Below are 18653 nucleotides of genomic sequence, written 5' to 3'. Positions count from 1 at the left end.
AAAAATACGCCAACTGGAAGTTGGCGTGGATTTTTAGCAATTAGTAGTTACAGGTGTTGTCTGACATGTAGTCATGAACAGCAATCTTGCCAGAAATAATATCGGCTTTAATACCTTCTACGTAGGCTTTCAATTCTGGAGTGATTAATGAGGCGTTGTATTCATCTTGTGCCCAATCAACAGAATCTTCCTTAAGACCCAGGGCTTTAATACCTGGCTGCCAAGTATCGTTCATGCCTTCTTCCCAAGTACTGTAAGCAACCGCGCCAACTTTCTTAACCATTGAGGTCAACATAGTGCCTGGCTGCAGGTGGTTTTGGTTTGAGTCAACGCCAATGGCGTATTTGCCTGCGTCTTTTGCTGCTTGGTAAACACCTAAGCCGGTTCCGCCAGCCGCTGCGTAAATAACGTCAGCACCTTGAGAAAACTGAGATTTAGCAAGCTCGGAGCCTTTGGCTGGGTCGGCAAAAGCCGCTGGTGTAGAGCCGGTCATGTTTTGCAGTACTTTGGCGTCGGCATTAGCATAACGCGCACCTTGCTCATAGCCACAGGCAAATTTACGGATAAGCGGAATATCCATGCCGCCTACAAAACCAACGGTATTGGTTTTAGATACTTTGGCCGCTAATGCGCCTACTAGGAAAGAACCTTCGTGTTCTTTAAATACCACCGACTGCACGTTTGGTTTATCAATCACCATGTCGATAATGGTGAATTTAGTATCAGGGTATTCGGCTGCCACTTTCTCAACAGCTGAGGCCATGTTAAAGCCTACCGCAACAATGGGGCTGAAACCGCGGCCAGCTAAACGGCGTAAACCTTGCTCGCGTTGTGCTTCATTCTGTGGCTCAAACTCACGTACATCAACGCCTTTTTCTTTTTTAAATACTTCTACGCCATTGCGAAAAACAGCTTCATTGAAGGATTTATCAAATTTGCCGGCAGTATCATAAACAACGGCTGGTTTCGCGGCTAAAGCGCTAAAAGAGGCAACTGCTAAAGCTGCAGCTGTAAGGTTGGTTGTGAATGTTTTCACGTCAAACTCCCTGTTATTATTGAAATATTTTATCCAGTTAGGTCAGCGTTACTGGAACAAGCCCAAGCGGTACACTTGCGTAAATGGCGAAGCTCGCAGCCGATGTATTCATTGTTGATGAAGTGCATTTATTCAAGAATAGTAAACACCTATTTAAACTCTCTAAGTGTAATCTACTATTGGAAATGTGGTGCACCATCGAGCATGACTGACTAGATATCGTCGGTGTCGCGTTTCGAATACTTACTATTTTCCCTGTAACCACTCTTTATATACAGTGATCCATTGCTAGGTTAGGATTAAGAATTACTGAATTCAATAAGCTACTCTCAGTATTTCTCTTAATTTTTCGGATATTCAAGAGATATTACCTATATATGTGGGTGAAATTGCTATAAGTGACAGGAAACTCAGCAGAAGAGGTCGTTTATGTTAGCTCGAATAATTACCCTTTTTCGCCAATATATTGCTCGTTACGATAGCTGGTTGTTAAAAAATGGTTTGGACAAACCTTGCAGAACTTGCATTCCTCGCAACCATCCAAAACAGGGAAGCGTCCAGTAATGGCTTGGTTTGATACACATTGTCACTTGGACTTCGCGCCATTTAATCTCGATTTACCGGCCCATTTAGCTGAATTTAAACACCACAACATTCAACAATGTTTAGTGCCTGCAGTGGGCCCGGAAAACTGGCAAACCCTTGTCGATTTATCTTCCCTAAATATGTTGAAGATAGCCTTGGGTTATCACCCGTGTTTTTTAAATAAAGCCGCTTTGCAGGGAAAGCCTGAATTATTGCTTGGCGAACTAGAGGCTTTAGGTCTGTTAGTTCAACAGCATCGCGAGCTAATTAGCGCATGGGGAGAGTGCGGCTTAGATGGTCGTTTTCCTGAAACCATAGTTCATCAAGAGTTTGCCTTTAATTGGCAAATAAAGGCGGCCCAGCAACAAGCGTTGCCCTTGCTTATCCACTCGGTGCGCTTGCACGACCGTGTTGCCCAGCTATTAAAAAACGCCCACTTTGAACAAGGTGGGATTATCCACGGTTTTAGTGGCAGTTATGTTCAAGCCAGCCGCTTTGTTGATTTGGGTTTCAAAATTGGGGTAGGCGGCACCATAACTTGGCCGCGTTCAGAAAAAACCCGCAAAGCGCTAAAACGGCTACCGTTAGATGCACTGGTGTTAGAAACCGATGCGCCAGACATGCCTTTATTTGAGATGCAACAACAGCACAATACGCCGCTTAATCTTTCAATTATTTTTGAGCAACTCGCCGCGCTACGCAGTGAGTCTCCTCAAGAGCTTGAGCAGGCTTTGTGGGATAACAGCCTGCAAGTCTTGAGTTTAGAAGGGTAAAACGCCGAGGCATTACTAAGTATTTTAGTTCTCGAAATAGTCAGTAAACTCTCTCGGACTTAAGCCTTAAATTTTTCGATATGGTCGGCATTAACGGCGGCGACGGCAGCACTTACAAGAGCTGTGCCGCTTAGCGGCTGCCCACTTGCGCCTAATCGCATTGCGGGTGTTTCACCGTTTTGGTCGGTGATTACGTAGTTAAATAAAGCACGATTAATTTCAAATAAGGCGTCAACCGAACTGGCACTTTTCAGCTGTTTCGACATGTTTTGCTCAAGGTGTTCAAAGAAATGTTGGCAAGCTTGTGGTCGAGGTAAGTCGATGGGCGCGGGGACTTGTTGGCCTGAGCTAATACCACAAAACGCACCAAAGGGAGCCGGAAACCAGCGGTCATTCCACCAACCTACTTTGTTACCCGCTGCGCCCATATCTGATTGGGTGCGAGGGTGCTGATAGATGTAATACACGTCGGCGGTCTTTTCACGTATTTGTTCAGCACAGCTCATAAGCGCAGCACCACGAATACTACTTTCATGTTCAATGTAGTGGTGAAAATGCTGAATTTGGTGGGTAAATCCGGATAAAAGCTGAAAATGCGCGTAGGCACAAATTGCTGGTTGAATAATCTGAGTGCCACGCAGGTGCGAAGTGGGACCGTAGTGTAAATCCTCAAAATGATAGCGGTTAAGAGTAAGCTGATAACGGCGCTTTAAGGCGTCCACAATCGGGCTCTCTTGCAGAGCTGGTAGCCGAGTAGACGCTTGTTGCTGGTAGTAAACCGAATCATTAAGCTGCAATTGCGTTTGGTTATGGGTATGCAGCAATACATAACCTGATTGTGCCTCGCTAGAACACAGCGCCCAAACACGCTTTTGTTCGGAAAATTCATGCACGTTACTTTCGGTATGAATCGCTAAGAATTTGCGCTCGAGAGCCACCACCTCTTGCTGGCGCGAGTAAAAACGTAAGCAGTGAAATAGCCGTTGTAGTAGCTGGTAATAGATTTTGGGAGCAATGCTCAGTTGCTGCATTATTTTTTGCGGGCTGTGACCCAAGCTTAAGGAATTAAACAAGCGGCACAGCTGCTCACTGCCTTTTACGTTTGCTTGGGTAAACACGCTTTGGCATTTGCGGCATTGGTAACGCTGGCTATTAGCACCGGTTTTTCCGTAGCGCTTAACCCCGGTAGTCGGGCCTAGAAAAAAGCCCGGTTCACAATTGCTGCAGCCGCAGGGGGCTTTGCTTAAGTGCAGCTTGGTACGCTCTTCAACAATTAAGTTTACGCTGTGGCTGTCTACAAGGGGCGGATAACTGCCACAGGCTTTGCAGTGCAGGGCGGGATAACCTAATTGATAGCTTTCGGCTAAATAGTCTGAGCTTTCGGTTAATCCAAAGTTGGGACAGCGGCAGTTCTTACAGCAGTTAAACCGTTGTCTAAAGGCGAATTTTTGTTCTTTTTCAGGTTCAAGCGCTGCTGTCACTTAGTATTCCTTTTCAACATATTTAGTAACTAACTCTAGTTTGACTAATCTTTGACTATTATCCCGTGATCAGTCTCACGATTTTTAACAACTTAGAAACTTAAACTGCCAGCCATGAACTGAGGGGCAAAACAGCAATAAGGCTGTGCCTTTAGCAAGTTCCCACGCATTTAAAGGACGAAAGAAAATGTACGAAGTTATTATTGCCCTAATTACTGGCGCGGTTGTTGGCGTAGTTTTTAGTGCTATTAAACTGCCACTACCAGCTCCACCGGTGTTATCAGGCATTATTGGCATTTTAGGTATCTATTTGGGCGGCATGGCTTACCAAAATGTGTTGGAACGTTTTTTTTCGTAACAAATTCGTTAAGCAACTTCGCTAATAGCTTGGGTATAAGATTTGATGTTTCCTATAGTTTGCTTAGTAAGGTTGTGAATCGATAGTCGCCTTGGGAAGAAGTATGGCATAAACACATTTGGTAAGTAAGGTCTCTGAAACGGCTAATAAGTCGATTAGATTTGATCTAGTTATCATTTAGGCCAAAAACCCTAGGTATGATCGCCGGCAGTAGAATCCATTACAGCTCAGTCGGCATTTAGGTATTTACCTGATCAGATAGTGAATGTAATGGAATACTAAACAGACACGTTGTAGAAGGCTTCTTGTGCTGGTGGCAAGAAGATAGAAACGATGTAAGTTTCACAAAAAAATTAAACAATAGGGACACGTATGAACAGTACTGTAATGAGCTTGGTCGGCGTACTCGCGCTACTGGGGATTGCATTTTTGCTTTCCGACAACAAAAAACGAATTAACAAACGTACCGTATTGGGAGCTTTTGCTATCCAAGCTGGTTTTGGTGCATTTGTACTTTACCTTCCATTTGGTCAAGACGTACTGGCTGCTGTTTCAGGTGGTGTTCAATCGATTATTGATAGTGCTCAAGCGGGTATAAACTTTTTGTTTGGTGGCTTAGGCACTGATGCAATGTTTGGCAACGGTGTTGGTTTTGTATTTGCCATTCGCGTATTACCTATCATTGTATTCTTCTCTTCATTAATTGCGGTGCTTTACTACCTTGGCATTATGCAGAAGATTATTTTGGTCATTGGTGGTGCTTTACAGAAAGCATTAGGTACTAGTCGTCCAGAGTCTATGTCTGCGACTGCAAACATCTTTGTTGGCCAAACTGAAGCACCAATTGTAGTTAAACCTTTCATTCCAAAAATGAGCGAGTCTGAGTTATTTGCCATTATGGTGGGTGGTTTGGCTTCGGTAGCGGGTTCTGTATTAGCCGGTTATGCGGGTTTAGGTGTAGAACTTAAGTACCTGATTGCCGCATCATTTATGGCGGCACCTGGTGGCCTATTAATGGCTAAAATCATTAAGCCGGAAACTAGCGCTTCTGAGCAAGATATGGAGGCAACCTTAGCAGAAGAAGATCGCCCAGCTAACGTTATCGACGCTGCAGCAAGCGGTGCTTCAACCGGTTTACACCTTGCCCTTAACGTAGGTGCAATGCTACTTGCCTTTATTGGTTTGATTGCATTGCTAAACAGCATGGTTGGCGGCATTGGTGGTTGGTTTGGGGTAGAAGGCCTAACCATTGAACTTATCTTAGGTTACATCTTCGCACCAGTTGCTTGGATTATTGGTGTGCCGTGGGCTGAAGCCATTCAAGCGGGTAGCTTTATTGGTCAAAAGCTTATCGTTAACGAATTTGTTGCTTACATTAACTTTGTAGATATTCGTGAAACACTGTCAGAGCACACGCAAGTCATTGTTACTTTTGCGCTATGTGGTTTCGCTAACTTATCTTCAATTGCAATTCTATTAGGTGGTTTAGGTAGCATGGCGCCATCACGCCGTGGTGACATTGCTCGCCTAGGTCTTAAAGCTGTAGCCGCTGCATCATTAGCTAACTTAATGAGTGCTGCACTTGCTGGTTTCTTCTTCAGCCTGCTATAGCTAATAAAGCTTCTCGGCGTGTTGCCGAGAAGCTGTTAATTCGACTCAATCTATTGCTGCTCTGGGAATAGGTTTAATCTAAACATTTTGAGGAATAGTTATGTCTCAGTCTCTTATCGCTGTGGCGCGTGAAGCCCTTTCTTTAATGGATCTCACTACCCTTAACGAAGACGATACTCGCGAGAGTGTAGCGGCTTTATGTGCTCAAGCTAAATCGGCACAAGGCCAAGTTGCGGCTATTTGTATTTACCCTCGTTTCATTCCTTTCGCTCGTAAAGTACTGGCCGAACATGGTGCTAGTGAGGTGAAAATTGCCACCGTAACTAACTTCCCTTTAGGTGAAGATGATGTGGAATTAGCAGTGGCTGAAACCAAAGCTGCAGTTGCCTATGGCGCTGACGAGGTAGACGTAGTATTCCCATGGCGCGCGCTAATGGCGGGCAATGAGCAAGTTGGTTTTGATTTGGTGAAAGCCTGTAAAGCTGCCTGTGGCGATATAAAGCTGAAGGTGATTATTGAAAGTGGCGAACTTAATAGCCCAGCCTTAATTACCAAGGCCAGCGAGCTTTCAATTAAAGCCGGTGCCGACTTTATCAAAACTTCTACCGGTAAAGTGCCAGTAAATGCGACGCCAGAAGCTGCAGAAATCATGCTAAAAGCGATTGCTGAATTTAACCCAGAGTGTGGCTTTAAAGCTGCTGGTGGGGTTAAAAGCGCCGAACAAGCGAAAATTTACTTAGATCTTGCGACTAAAACCCTGGGTGACGACTGGCTGAGCCAAGCCCACTTCCGCTTTGGTGCTTCAAGCCTTTTAGCCGCTTTGCAAGCCACTATTTCTGGTGATGAAAACGCCCAAGCTGGCGCAGGTTATTAGGGGCGGTTGATCTTTCGAGCTGATTTTTGCAGTAGTTTATGACCGGTTTATGCAGGGCAGAGGCTTTGCAGTGTAGCTAGCCTACATGAGAAGCCGATAGGCCAGTAGAAACTAGTCACAAACTCTGCCCGAAGGGGTCGGCTAAAATCGTTTTATGCTTTGTTAAGGAGCGTTTACTTAGAATGCTAGGCTACACACTCCTTGCCGCGCCTAAAACGATTTTGTCTCGAACAAAATATAACCGCGAAAGGTCAACAGACCCCAGTTAATTCTTAGTTGAGAGTTAAGGAACGCTCATGTTGTTACCCCAAGAGATTATTCGACGTAAACGTGATGGCCAAGCGCTGTCGCTAGAAGAAATCCAGTTTATGGTGGACGGTATTACCAACGGCCAGTTAAGTGATAGCCAGATTGGCGCCTTTGCAATGGCTGTTTACTTCAACAGTATGAATGGCAGTGAAGCCACGGCGCTTACCTGTGCAATGCGTGATTCGGGCCAAGTGCTGAGCTGGGATCACCTAAACTTGCCTGGGCCAGTTGTGGATAAGCATTCTACTGGTGGCGTGGGTGATTTAACGTCCTTACTTTTGGGGCCAATGGTAGCCGCATGTGGTGGTCATGTGCCGATGATTTCGGGGCGTGGTTTAGGCCATACTGGCGGTACGTTGGATAAGCTAGAAGCCATTCCTAATTACTCAATTAGCCCTAGCTCTCAGCAATTTGAAAGCATTGTAAAAGATGTAGGCATTGCCATTATTGGCCAAACCGGTGAGCTGGCGCCTGCCGACAAGCGCCTTTATGGCATTCGGGATGTAACCGCCACGGTGGAGTCTATTCCACTAATTACCGCTTCTATTTTAAGTAAGAAGCTAGCTTCTGGCTTAGAAGCCTTAGTGATGGATGTTAAAGCTGGTAGCGGCGCATTTATGCCCGACTTTGCTCAGTCAAAAGCTTTGGCTGAAAGCATCGTGGAAGTCGCCAACGCTGCGGGAGTAAAGTGCTGCGCTTTGCTTACCGATATGAACCAGCCCTTAGCGCCTAGTGCTGGTAATGCGGTTGAGATAGCGGAAACTCTGCGTTACTTAAAAGGCGATACGTCAGCTCATCGCTTACATCAAGTTACCACCGCTTTAGCCAGCGAGATGCTGTTATCTAGCGGCTTAGCCAGCTCTGCCCAAGATGCTGAGCAACAGCTAGCGGCTAGCATTAGCTCTGGTGCCGCTTTGGAGCGTTTTGCTCAAATGGTTAGCGCGTTAGGCGGCCCTAGTGATTTTGTGGAACGCAGTGAGCACTACTTACCACAAGCCAAAGTGATTAAACCGGTATTAGCTAAACACAGTGGCATGATTCAACAGCTAGATTGCCGAGAGTTAGGTATGGCAGTTGTTGGTCTGGGCGGTGGCAGAAGTGTACCGGGAGCGGCGATTGATCACAGCGTAGGTTTTACTGAGCTAGTAGAGTTAGGTGATGTGGTAGACAAGGGACAAAACTTGTTGATGCTACACGCCGATGATGAAGATGCGTGGCAAGCAGCAGCAAAACAAATTCAACAGGCGATAAAGCTGGATGAACCCAGTTCAGCGCAGGCCGATGTAAATCCTGTTTATCAGCGCATTGGTCCTTGTTAAGGAGACCCCTATGAAACGTGCAATTATATTAATGCTAGATTCCTTTGGCATTGGTGCCAGTGATGACGCTGAGACATTCGGTGATCAGGGTGCTAACACCATGCTGCATATTGCCGAGCAATGTGCCCAAGGGAAGGCCGATATTGGCCGCAGCGGCCCGTTAACAATTCCTAACTTAAACCGTCTTGGTTTAGGCCAAGCATGTAGCGAGAGTGGTGGGGTATTTCCTCCAGGCTTAGACCCGCAAGAGCAGCCTATTGGTAATTACGGTTACGCTGCAGAGTTGTCTAGTGGTAAAGACACCCCAAGCGGTCACTGGGAAATTGCCGGTGTACCGGTATTGTTTGATTGGGGCTATTTTAGCGAACCCGAGAATAGCTTCCCTCAAAGCCTATTAGATGAATTGGTTAAGCGTGCTGACTTACCTGGCTACCTAGGCAATTGTCATGCTTCGGGCACCGAAGTATTGGAGCGCCTAGGTGAAGAACACATGGCCAGCGGTAAGCCAATTTTTTATACTTCTGCTGATAGCGTATTTCAGATTGCAGCTCACGAAGAGAGCTTCGGTTTAGAGCGTTTACTTAAGTTATGTGAAATTGCTCGAGAGTTGGTTGACCCTTACAACATTGGCCGAGTGATTGCTCGCCCCTTTGTAGGCAACAGCGCTAAAGAGTTTGCCCGAACGGGTAACCGCAGAGATCTTTCGGTGTTACCCCCAGCTCCAACATTGCTGGACCGCATGGCAGATGCCGGTGGCGAAGTGGTGAGCATTGGTAAAATTGCCGATATTTATGCCCAGCAGGGGATAACTCGCAAAGTTAAAGCCACCGGTTTAGAAGGCCTGTTTGACTTAACTTTGAGCGAAATGGAGCGCCAAGTAGATAACAGTATTATCTTCACTAATTTTGTGGATTTTGATTCGGCATATGGGCATCGCCGCGATGTACCGGGTTATGCGGCCGCGTTGGAGTACTTCGACCAACGATTACCGGAGCTATTAGCCAAGCTGAGTGATGACGACATTGTTATCCTCACCGCAGATCACGGCTGTGACCCAACTTGGCCAGGCAGTGACCATACTCGTGAACATATTCCGGTCATCTTTTATGGTAAGAATTTACCGGCCAAGAATGTAGGTAAACGAGATACCTTTGCCGACATAGGCCAAACCATCGCCGATTACATGAAACTGCCTGCTCTAGAGTACGGCACTAGCTTTTTACAAGAATAACAATGACGAGCAGCTGCTAATTGCTAGCTGCTTGGAACAAACTTAATTAGGAGACTATATGGCAACCCCACATATCAATGCAGCACCAGGTGATTTTGCAGAAACCGTATTAATGCCAGGTGATCCTTTGCGTGCAAAACATATCGCAGAGAGCTTTTTAGAAGACGTTGTAGAAGTGACTGGTGTGCGTAACATGCTAGGTTACACCGGTGCTTATAAAGGCAAGCGTGTATCGGTAATGGGCTCAGGAATGGGCATTCCAAGCTGTTCTATTTACGCTCATGAGCTTTACACTCAATACGGTGTAGAAAACATTATTCGTGTAGGCAGTGCAGGCGCAGTAAGCAACGACATTAAACTGCGTGATGTAGTTATTGCCATGGGTGCATGCACCGATTCAAAGGTAAACCGTAGCCGCTTTAAGGGCCACGACTTTGCTGCTATTGCTAACTACGACTTGCTACGTGCTGCCGTAGATAGTGCCAAAGCGCAAGGCATTGATGCCAAAGTTGGTAACATCTTCTCAGCCGATCTTTTCTACTCGCCAGAGCCTGATATGTTCGACGTGATGGAAAAACACAATGTTTATGCAGTAGAAATGGAAGCTGCCGGTTTATACGGTGTAGCCGCTGAGTGCGGTAAAGCCGCTTTGTGTGTTGTTACTATTTCTGACCATATTCGCAGTGGTGAGCAAACTACCGCGGAAGAGCGTCAAACTACCTTTAACGAGATGATCACTCTAACGCTGGAGTCGCTGCTTTAAGCGGGGCTTTTATCTTTAGAGTTGTCGCTTCTAGCAGCAATGTCTGCTAGAAGCTTCTTGGCCTTTTTCGCTTCTTTTCGCTGAGCCCGCTTATTGATATTAAATAAGGTGGCTAAATGCCGCTTTCTCGACAGTACCCGTGTTAACAAAAAACCTATGCTAATCGACATCAAAAACATGATCATGATTTTCTGTTGGCCATTAGTAATGTAGGTACTGGCTTCGGCAAGCAAGGTGGTGTGTTCTAGGGTAATTCGCAAGTAACCCAGAGTTTGGCCTTCTTCCCCACGAATTTCTGCAATGTAAGGTCTGCGACCTAAACCTTCTAAGGGCGTGTGGCTTTGTCCGGCTAAGGGTAATAATTGCGCAAGCGGCAGAGCTTGTTGAGAGGCGGCCAAGCGCAAGCCCTGGTGGTCGTAAATGGTGGCATCTTTAACAAAATGCTCTTTCACCAAGGCGTTTACTAGTTCACTTAGTTCTTGTTGGCTATTGGCACCAATATAGCCAGCGGCATTGAGAGCAGCCAAAGAAGTGAGCGAGCGAGCTAATTTCTCAGTTTGATTTTCAATTAATTGCTCACCATTGTGCTTTAGGGTCACATAGTAATAAAGTACCCAAACACAGCACACAATGGCGAGAAGTAATTGGGTGAATTGAATAATTCGATAGCGTCTTACTGCAGATTTGGCCACACGAACCTCTTTTTTATGCTTAAAGCCATTGTAGGTGCTTGCCAAACCAAAAAGCAATACGCTATCTTGATGCGCCGCAATTTTTAGAAACAAGGATCTCGTTTTGCAATCTCCACATAGTCTTGAAAGCTTACCGCAATCATTAAGCCAATGGTCTGTGGCTTTAAAACAGTTTCCCTACCGGGTTTGTCCTGACCAAGGCTTAGTTGAAACTCGAGAAGCCCTAAGCGGAGCTTATATCTTAGTTTGGGCTAAAGAACTGCTGATACCAGACTTTGCTGTGTTGCGTCCCTTGGTTGATGACTCTACTGCTTTGAATTTTTGCGGGCTAATGCCAGAAGCGGGCAACATTTGTGTATTGCTACAAAGCCAAGCAGATAGCCAGTGGTGCAAGGATAAGTTAGCGGGGCTTGAGTTTAACTTTGATTTGGTGGTGTTAGATAAGTTACCAGATCTAAGCCAACCAGGCGTGGTGTTGATGGATATGGATTCCACCACCATTCAAATTGAATGTATTGATGAGATTGCAGTTTTAGCCGATATTGGCGAACAAGTGAGCGCTGTTACAGCGGCTGCAATGCGTGGCGAGTTAGACTTCGAACAAAGTCTGCGCAGCCGAGTTGCACTGTTAAAAGATGCCCCGCAAAACATATTAAAGCAGGTGGCTGATAACATGCCGCTGATGCCTGGCTTACAGTGTTTAATTGATACCATCCATTCTGCTGGTTGGAAAGTGGCGATTGCCTCAGGGGGCTTCACCTATTTCGCTGAACGTTTGCAACAAGATCTAGGCTTTGACCACGTGCAAGCCAATGTTCTTGAGATTGAGAATGAAACCTTAACCGGCCAAGTACTAGGCCCAGTGGTAGATGCCCAAGCAAAAGCCGATATTTTGATGCAGCTTAAACAGCAGTATTCAGCCAGCCAAACTATGGCAATTGGTGATGGTGCAAACGATCTTAAAATGCTGGCGGCAGCTGATTTTGGGGTGGCTATTCACGCTAAACCGCTGGTGCAACAGAAAGCGCAGATGTCGATTAAAAACAGTGATTTAGACGGCGCGGTATGTATTCTACGCGCCGCTAAAATGCTAGCTGCTTAGTTTTAATGGCTGGGGTGCAGTGCTTAAGTTAAAGCGCTGCATCAACTCTTCAGTTACGTCTGTCACTTCTATAACACCCGCAACACTCCACAGTTCGTCTTCTAACTGCTTAGCGCGGTGAATCGCATAATGGCTAATGTAATCAAGTTCACGTTGAATATACTCGGTATCTGGTCGGCCAACGCGTGATAGTTGCAGATTAAAGGCATGCACCTTACCTTGGCCTAAACTCAGGCTGACAAACTCTCGCAATTGCTGCACCGAAGAAAAGTTAGCGCTACAACGCACCGATAGCAGTTTGTCGTCTTTTTTGGCGGTTACCGTAATTACTTCGATGTGTTCTGGATTATCGCTAGGCGCATGGCTGCGAAGTTGAGTGGCTAAAAATGAAGCCAAATTTTCGCTGGCTAAAAACTTACTTAAGTCAGCGGTATGAGCGCTGCTATCAATGTTTAACCAGTTGTCGCTCGCTTGGGCAAAGGTCCCGTAGTTCACACATTTAACATCTAAAGCGCCAGGCACTTTATGAATGAACATGGCACGGCAAAACAGCGGCGCGCAGAAAATTTGGCGTAGCGCGTCAGATAAACCGGCAATCGCTTTGCCTTCTGGAAGGGTAGGCAGTTTATCTAAGTTGTTATCGATAAGTTGTTTGAAAAAGGCGCTGCCTTGGTGCTGCTCGCCTTTTACTTCAATGACTTTTAGGTTGTAAATGGTATGGCTGTTATTGCAGTTTGTCACTTCATAGGCGAGGTGTGATAACTCGAAACTTTTAACCAGCTTTTGAAATTGCGGAAGTGCTAAATGCACCGTATCGCCAACGCTATATTCTAGCGGCGTTTCTACTTCTATTTTCATCCCACTAATTGAGAAGTCGCTGGTCCAGCCGGTCTCGCTGCTGCCTTGATGTTCTATTTCTATCAAAGAGCGGTATTGATAGCGATTTTCTTTACGCAGCTGCAAATACTTATAATTTACCTGCTCAAATTTGCTAATGGGTTGTTTGCTTTGATTAAACAGTGACAGCTTATTGGGATTGCCATCTAAAGGATAATTTTGCTGGTAGCTTTCATCGATATGCTGATTAGTAACGTCGCTTAACAAACCAACCATGCTTAGCCCTGCTAAGGCCTTGGCAACGCGCTCTCGTTCGATTTGAGAGTCTTTTTTAGGTAAGGGTGAGCTCACTTCGGCATCGCTGGCTTGAGCGGTTTGATACTGAAACTTAAATACTTTCCAGCTGGGCTTACGACAACCAAAGGCAAAATAGAGTTCACGTAACTCTGGGTGCTCGTTTAACTCTTCGCTGCTGGCAGAATAGAAGAACAGCCGGTTGTTAGCGGTATGGGTAAAGCAATAAATCAGACTTTCTCCGCTGCTCAAGGTTTGGTAACGCATCATCCGTGGTGGATGGAACAGCTGAGATAAATGGCTGTGATTAGTTTCATCTCGCCAATAAGACAGCAAATCCAGGTTGTTTTGCGTGGCTAAGGCATAGCGCAGGCTAGCTGGATTTTGCCCAGAAAAATACAAGGGCACACTGCTTAAGCGTGGCATGAGGTATTGCTCATAGCCCTTGGTGATAACCGCCGCGGTGATGTTGTCTACATCCACCTTGTAACGCCCGCGGTACGAGCGCAAAAAGTTTTTGAAGAAGTTATTAAACTCTTCACTAGGGTCAACCACAATCATTCTTATCCATTGCTGTTGACCTTTACGATCTATTCCCACTACTTGGTATTCGGTGCCCGCGCTTAATACTCGGTTTACAAATTCTTTTTCTAAACCGGTAAAGTAAATAAAGTAGTGCTCACCTACTGAAAACTGCCGTTGGCTATCTACTTTAGCGCGCAGGCCTGATACCGACATGTTTGAGGTTTTGGCATCAAAGAGTACGCCGTCTACACCCGCCATTCGCAGCGGGGCAGTGAGATGCATACGCTCTTCACTGCGGCCGATATAGTGGCCTAAACGCACAGCGCGAGCGATGATGTTTTTGGGGCGTCGAGCAGCCGCTTCTTGTGGGCTAATATTTTTCTTCTGCATCACCTTGAAGTTGTTCTCGGTGGTTTGCAGTTTCTCGTAAATGCCCAAAGTGTATTGCTGGTTATAGAGTTTGAGTTGCTGTTTAAATACCGCAATGGCAATGTCATCGAGGTAGTGAGTTTTGCCTTGGTAGTGAAACTCTTGGCATTCGCCGTCTACTTTTCCTCGAAGGTCTACCAATCGTTGGCAAGGCGCGGATAGGCGATTCATTTCCATTTTGAGCAAGAAGCTTTCATTATTAGGAAGGTCTTGAGTCGCGCGCTTAAACACTTGGTGAAAGTCGCTGCTTCCCAATATTGGCAGTAATCGTTCTATTAAGGCGTAGTGCTTGCTTTCCGACATGTTGCTGAGTATTAATCCTTAATCATTGGTTTTGCTGTCAAAACTCTGTCTCAATCTTTACAATCTTTAAGTTCAAAGCAAAGATTGTGCCTTGAGGAAGACTCAAGGCAAGTACTTTTAACACTATTTTAGCATTATGTGACTGCTCGGAGGGTAAATGGCAAAAGCGAAAACGGCCTATGTATGTAACGACTGTGGGGCCGATTTCCCTCGTTGGCAGGGGCAATGTGGTGAATGTAAAGCTTGGAACACCATTAGCGAAGTGCGTTTGAGTGCTGCGCCCTCACGTAATGACCGCTTTACTGGTTATGCTGGTAGCACGGCTGGCAAGGTGCAAACCTTAGAGAGCATAGACCTTGCTGAGTTACCACGTTTTTCCACCGGCTTTAAAGAATTCGACCGAGTATTGGGTGGCGGCGTAGTGCCCGGTAGTGCCATTTTGATTGGCGGTAGCCCCGGAGCGGGTAAAAGTACTTTGTTGCTGCAAACTATGTGTGGCTTGGCGCAAACCATGGACACCTTGTACGTGACGGGTGAGGAATCACTGCAACAAATTGCCCTGCGTGCCCAGCGCTTAGGTTTACCTAAAGACAAGTTAAAACTGCTCGCCGAAACCAGCGTAGAGCAAATTGGCCAAGTAGCCTTAGAAGTTAAACCAAAGATGATGGTAATTGACTCTATTCAGGTGATGCACATGGCGGATATTCAATCGGCGCCAGGTGGTGTCAGCCAAGTGCGAGAGAGTGCTGCGTGGTTAACTCGCTTTGCCAAACAGCATAATATTGCCATGTTTATGGTGGGTCATGTGACTAAAGATGGCTCTTTGGCTGGGCCAAAGGTTCTAGAGCACTGTATTGATTGCTCGATTATGTTGGAAGGTGACGCTGATGGTCGCTTTCGTACCTTGCGTGGCAATAAAAACCGCTTCGGAGCAATTAACGAACTGGGTGTATTTGCCATGACCGAGCAGGGTATGCGTGAGGTGTCTAACCCTTCTGCTATTTTCCTGTCGCGTGGACAAGAAGCCGCGCCAGGTTCGGTAGTAATGGTGGTGTGGGAAGGTACTCGCCCATTATTGGTAGAGATTCAAGCCTTAGTGGATTATAGCCAAATGGCTAATCCAAGGCGGGTTGCCGTGGGGCTTGAGCAAAATCGCTTAGCCATGTTGTTGGCGGTAATGCATCGCCATGCTGGTGTGCAAATGTCCGATCAAGACGTATTTACTAATGTGGTTGGTGGTGTGCGAGTCGCCGAAACTGGCGCCGATTTAGCACTATTGGTGGCCATGGTATCGAGTTTTAGAAATCAAATACTGCCGCAGGAGTTGGTGGTATTTGGCGAGGTGGGCTTGTCGGGAGAAATTCGCCCAGTAAGTAATGGTCAAGAGCGGCTTAATGAGGCTGCTAAACATGGCTTTAAACGCGCCATTGTGCCAACCGGCAATCGACCTAAACAAGCTATACCAGGGCTTGAGGTGATTGCCGTAAGCAAGTTGGCCGAAGCCTTAGAAGCGGTTTAACCCTCTTCTTGTTGTTGGTCTACCAAGTGTTCTAACTCGCGATGCAGTAAGTCGTCGTCACCTAGGTTTAATTCAATTAGACGTTTTAGGTGGCTGGCGCTTTCTATGTCGATGTGCAAACAGCGCAAACCAATTTGCTGATTGCGAGTATGCTTTACTTCTACATCCATGGTGATGCTAAGTTCTTCTACCGCTACATCACTTAAGCTAAAACTCAAAGTGAGCTGAGTAAGCTCTTCGTCCCAGTCATTGGGCAAGGTCACTAAGGCACCCTGTAAAGATAAATCCAACAGTTGGCATGACCAAGATTGCTCCCCATGATTTAGGTAGGCGGGGCGGTCAAAAAGAACTCGCAAAAATTGGCGACGCTCGTGCATGTCAGGGTTCCTGTCTATTCGATGTACGTTAGCCTAAGCCTAGCGTAAATAAGCAAATTTTGCAGCTAAGTCGAAGGCGTTTGCCGTAAGGCCTTGGCAATTATCTGTTGAGTGTGTGAAGCCAAAGATTGTTCATCCATTTGCGCTACTTGCTGCGCTGGGATTGTTGGTAGCGCTTGGATGTAAATAGGGTGGTGGCCTGTTAGCTGTAAGCTTTTTTTAGGTAAAGCTTCGGCAGTGCCGTGAATAGCAATAGGTAATATTGCTACCTTAGCTTGCTTCGCCAAAGAGAACGCTCCCATTTTAAAAGGTTTTAGCTTGCCATCGGCTGAGCGACTTCCTTCAGGAAATAAATATACCGAACTTCCTTGTTTGAGGTGATTCTCGGCCTGTTGAAGCATTGCTTTGATGCTGTGTTTATCGCCACGTTTTAGCCCAATATACTGATTAAGCCACATATTCCAACCAACAAATGGCACTTTAAACATCTCTATTTTAGAGACCCATTTAAAGGGAATGAATAGGGCAAAAGACAATAAAATATCTAATCCAGATTGATGATTGGATACGATGACATAAGCTTGTTTTTTATCGATATGTTGCAAGCCTAGTCGTCGTACTTGCCAATGAGGCACTATGATTAAATACAGGCTTGCCCATGCACAAGTGAAGTAATGCAAACAAACTCGGCGTTTATCAAAGGCTAGGGTGAGCACAAATATGATGCACGCGATAAAGAAAAACAGTATCGAACTGAGAGCAATAAAACTAAGAATAATTAACGATAAAAGCTTGAGTAACACCTAGGCTCCTTGAGTTGCTGGGGCAAAGATTTAGTTTTTATGGTTTATTAATCAACATATTAAGTGGTAACTATGAAACTGTCACGTGAGCAACTGTCAATTTTGTTAATTCAGATCCGCGATGATAGCGATACTCGCATTGAAGAGTTAGCCAGTTTTAGCCATTTTTGTGGAATAGCGCTTGAGCAGATTCGAGTATTAAACGTTTTTGATACACCTAAATGTGGAGACTTCTCATTAGACAACATCGATGCGGTGCTGGTGGGCGGCTCTAGCGAGGCCAGCGTGCTTGAACCGGAGCGCTATTCTTTTGTGAGTGAGATTCAACAACTGCTATTACGTTGTATCGCGCAGCGCTTACCGACCTTCGCTTCGTGTTTTGGTTTTCAGCTGGCAGTGTTGGCTCTAGGAGGCAAGATCGTTCATCAGAAGCGTGACTTTGAGATGGGCACCTTAGCTATCTCACTCACCGAGCAGGCCGAGGAAGATCTTTTGTTTGCTAGTTTGCCTAATCCTTTCATGGCGGTATCGGTACACCGATATAGTGCCTTAAGCTTGCCCGAGGGCTGTGTATCATTAGCCTATACAAAGCACTGTGTGCACGCCTTAAAAGTATCATCAGCGCCATTTTGGGCAAGTCAGTTTCATCCTGAGGTTAATCGCAGTATCTTGGTTCAGCGTTTAAGCCAGTTTCGCGAGCATTACACTCAAGGAGATAATCATTTGCAGCAAGTGTTGAGCACAGCGCAAGAAACCCCTCATAGCAATGGTTTGTTACAAGCATTTATAAATAAGGTGGTAATAGGTTGAAGATCGTCTTTAAAACGCTGCTGTTGTGGCTTGCCTGTATTGGTTTTGTCTCAGCCAAACCAAACTTAGGAGGCTTTAAGCCAGAGCAAGTTTGCCAAGCTGCGATAGCCAGTTTGCAAGGAGTGGACCTAAAAAAGGTCGACAATTACCGCAGCGACCAGCCGTTGATGCAAATGCGAGTGAGGCACAATGGTCAAAGCACTAGCTTTTATTGTCAGCTTGAAGGTGACCAAGCGCTATGGCGAAGGGCGCAAGATAGTCGTTGGCAAACCACTACTACGGTGCGCTTTCACTACAATAACAGTGGCAAGCAGCTAATTATTAAACATTATTTGGCCGCTGCTCAGCTCGCTGAGTACCGTTATCGTGGGGAAGATTTTTAGAGGAAAGCTAATAAGCTCCTCGCGGTTAAACGTTTATTGCTGGCTACCCTAGTAGTAAATTTTGATAATAATCAAGATAACTAGTTAATGATGTTTATTTTTGGTTGTTTTGCAGCTTAAAAATCTTGATTGACTGGTTTTTTACTTGTATTCTTGCGCGAAAATCTATTCACGCTTTGTGAATATAACCACAAAATATACCAAATAGAGTGATTTTATATGCGAGACGCCAAGCCAGC

General features: G+C 45.7%; 17 protein-coding genes. 11 read left to right on the top strand and 6 right to left on the bottom strand.

Going from position 1 to position 18653, the window contains the following annotated elements:
- Positions 1–40: 40 nt before the first annotated feature.
- A complete protein-coding gene (locus G6R11_RS10605; RefSeq protein ID WP_163133053.1) occupies positions 41–1036 on the bottom strand; it encodes a BMP family protein in 996 nt (331 codons plus the stop codon).
- 563 nt (positions 1037–1599) lie between these two features.
- On the opposite strand from G6R11_RS10605, the gene G6R11_RS10600 reads away from it, so the two are divergent.
- Positions 1600–2394 (top strand): TatD family hydrolase, encoded by a 795-nt coding sequence (locus G6R11_RS10600; protein ID WP_163133052.1) that lies wholly within the window; start codon positions 1600–1602, stop codon positions 2392–2394.
- 59 nt (positions 2395–2453) lie between these two features.
- Here G6R11_RS10600 and G6R11_RS10595 read toward each other — a convergent pair whose 3' ends face one another.
- Entirely contained in the window at positions 2454–3875 is a 1422-nt protein-coding gene (locus tag G6R11_RS10595) for a hypothetical protein (RefSeq protein ID WP_163133051.1), read from the bottom strand.
- A 187-nt stretch (positions 3876–4062) separates the two neighbouring features.
- On the opposite strand from G6R11_RS10595, the gene G6R11_RS10590 reads away from it, so the two are divergent.
- The 6 genes from G6R11_RS10590 to deoD all read left to right on the top strand — a co-directional run bounded on the left by G6R11_RS10590 (position 4063) and on the right by deoD (position 10340).
- A complete protein-coding gene (locus G6R11_RS10590; protein WP_016401421.1) occupies positions 4063–4233 on the top strand; it encodes a XapX domain-containing protein in 171 nt (56 codons plus the stop codon).
- Between the two features lie 372 nt (positions 4234–4605).
- Positions 4606–5844, top strand: a complete 1239-nt coding sequence (locus tag G6R11_RS10585) for a NupC/NupG family nucleoside CNT transporter (RefSeq protein ID WP_163133050.1) — start codon at positions 4606–4608, stop codon at positions 5842–5844.
- A gap of 100 nt (positions 5845–5944) precedes the next feature.
- The gene (deoC, locus tag G6R11_RS10580; RefSeq protein ID WP_163133049.1) at positions 5945–6718 is read left to right on the top strand and encodes a deoxyribose-phosphate aldolase; all 774 of its coding nucleotides are present in this window, start codon (positions 5945–5947) and stop codon (positions 6716–6718) included.
- A 296-nt stretch (positions 6719–7014) separates the two neighbouring features.
- A complete protein-coding gene (gene deoA / locus G6R11_RS10575; protein ID WP_163133048.1) occupies positions 7015–8346 on the top strand; it encodes a thymidine phosphorylase in 1332 nt (443 codons plus the stop codon).
- Positions 8347–8356: 10 nt separating this feature from the next.
- Positions 8357–9577, top strand: coding sequence for a phosphopentomutase (locus G6R11_RS10570; protein WP_163133047.1), 1221 nt, complete (start codon positions 8357–8359; stop codon positions 9575–9577).
- Between the two features lie 58 nt (positions 9578–9635).
- On the top strand, positions 9636–10340 hold the full coding sequence (deoD, locus tag G6R11_RS10565) for a purine-nucleoside phosphorylase (protein WP_163133046.1): 705 nt from the start codon (positions 9636–9638) through the stop codon (positions 10338–10340).
- Here the strand turns inward: deoD and G6R11_RS10560 are convergent.
- Positions 10337–11125: a YtjB family periplasmic protein gene (locus G6R11_RS10560; RefSeq protein ID WP_163133045.1), complete on the bottom strand. Its 789-nt coding sequence runs from the start codon at positions 11123–11125 to the stop codon at positions 10337–10339. The genes deoD and G6R11_RS10560 overlap by 4 nt on opposite strands.
- Positions 11126–11135: 10 nt before the next feature.
- On the opposite strand from G6R11_RS10560, the gene serB reads away from it, so the two are divergent.
- On the top strand, positions 11136–12134 hold the full coding sequence (gene serB / locus G6R11_RS10555) for a phosphoserine phosphatase SerB (protein WP_240352441.1): 999 nt from the start codon (positions 11136–11138) through the stop codon (positions 12132–12134).
- Here serB and G6R11_RS10550 read toward each other — a convergent pair.
- Complete coding sequence (locus G6R11_RS10550; protein ID WP_163133044.1) at positions 12123–14522, bottom strand: PilZ domain-containing protein; 2400 nt, start codon at positions 14520–14522, stop codon at positions 12123–12125. The genes serB and G6R11_RS10550 overlap by 12 nt on opposite strands.
- Positions 14523–14679: 157 nt before the next feature.
- Here G6R11_RS10550 and radA point away from each other — a divergent pair, with 157 nt between their 5' ends.
- Entirely contained in the window at positions 14680–16041 is a 1362-nt protein-coding gene (radA, locus tag G6R11_RS10545; protein ID WP_163133043.1) for a DNA repair protein RadA, read from the top strand.
- Here radA and G6R11_RS10540 read toward each other — a convergent pair.
- Both G6R11_RS10540 and G6R11_RS10535 read right to left on the bottom strand, forming a co-directional pair.
- Positions 16038–16418, bottom strand: coding sequence for a PilZ domain-containing protein (locus tag G6R11_RS10540; protein ID WP_163133042.1), 381 nt, complete (start codon positions 16416–16418; stop codon positions 16038–16040). The genes radA and G6R11_RS10540 overlap by 4 nt on opposite strands.
- Positions 16419–16483: 65 nt before the next feature.
- The gene (locus G6R11_RS10535; RefSeq protein ID WP_163133041.1) at positions 16484–17221 is read right to left on the bottom strand and encodes a 1-acyl-sn-glycerol-3-phosphate acyltransferase; all 738 of its coding nucleotides are present in this window, start codon (positions 17219–17221) and stop codon (positions 16484–16486) included.
- A 72-nt stretch (positions 17222–17293) separates the two neighbouring features.
- Here G6R11_RS10535 and G6R11_RS10530 point away from each other — a divergent pair, with 72 nt between their 5' ends.
- Both G6R11_RS10530 and G6R11_RS10525 read left to right on the top strand, forming a co-directional pair.
- Positions 17294–18031, top strand: coding sequence for a type 1 glutamine amidotransferase (locus G6R11_RS10530; RefSeq protein ID WP_163133040.1), 738 nt, complete (start codon positions 17294–17296; stop codon positions 18029–18031).
- Positions 18028–18414, top strand: coding sequence for a hypothetical protein (locus tag G6R11_RS10525; protein ID WP_163133039.1), 387 nt, complete (start codon positions 18028–18030; stop codon positions 18412–18414). Before G6R11_RS10530 ends, G6R11_RS10525 begins: the two co-directional genes overlap by 4 nt.
- The last annotated feature ends 239 nt before the right edge of the window (positions 18415–18653 follow it).

It is taken from the genome of Agarivorans sp. Alg241-V36, from assembly GCF_900537085.1.
Taxonomy (GTDB): Bacteria; Pseudomonadota; Gammaproteobacteria; order Enterobacterales; family Celerinatantimonadaceae; genus Agarivorans.
This window is presented reverse-complemented; position numbering and strand designations above follow the sequence as displayed.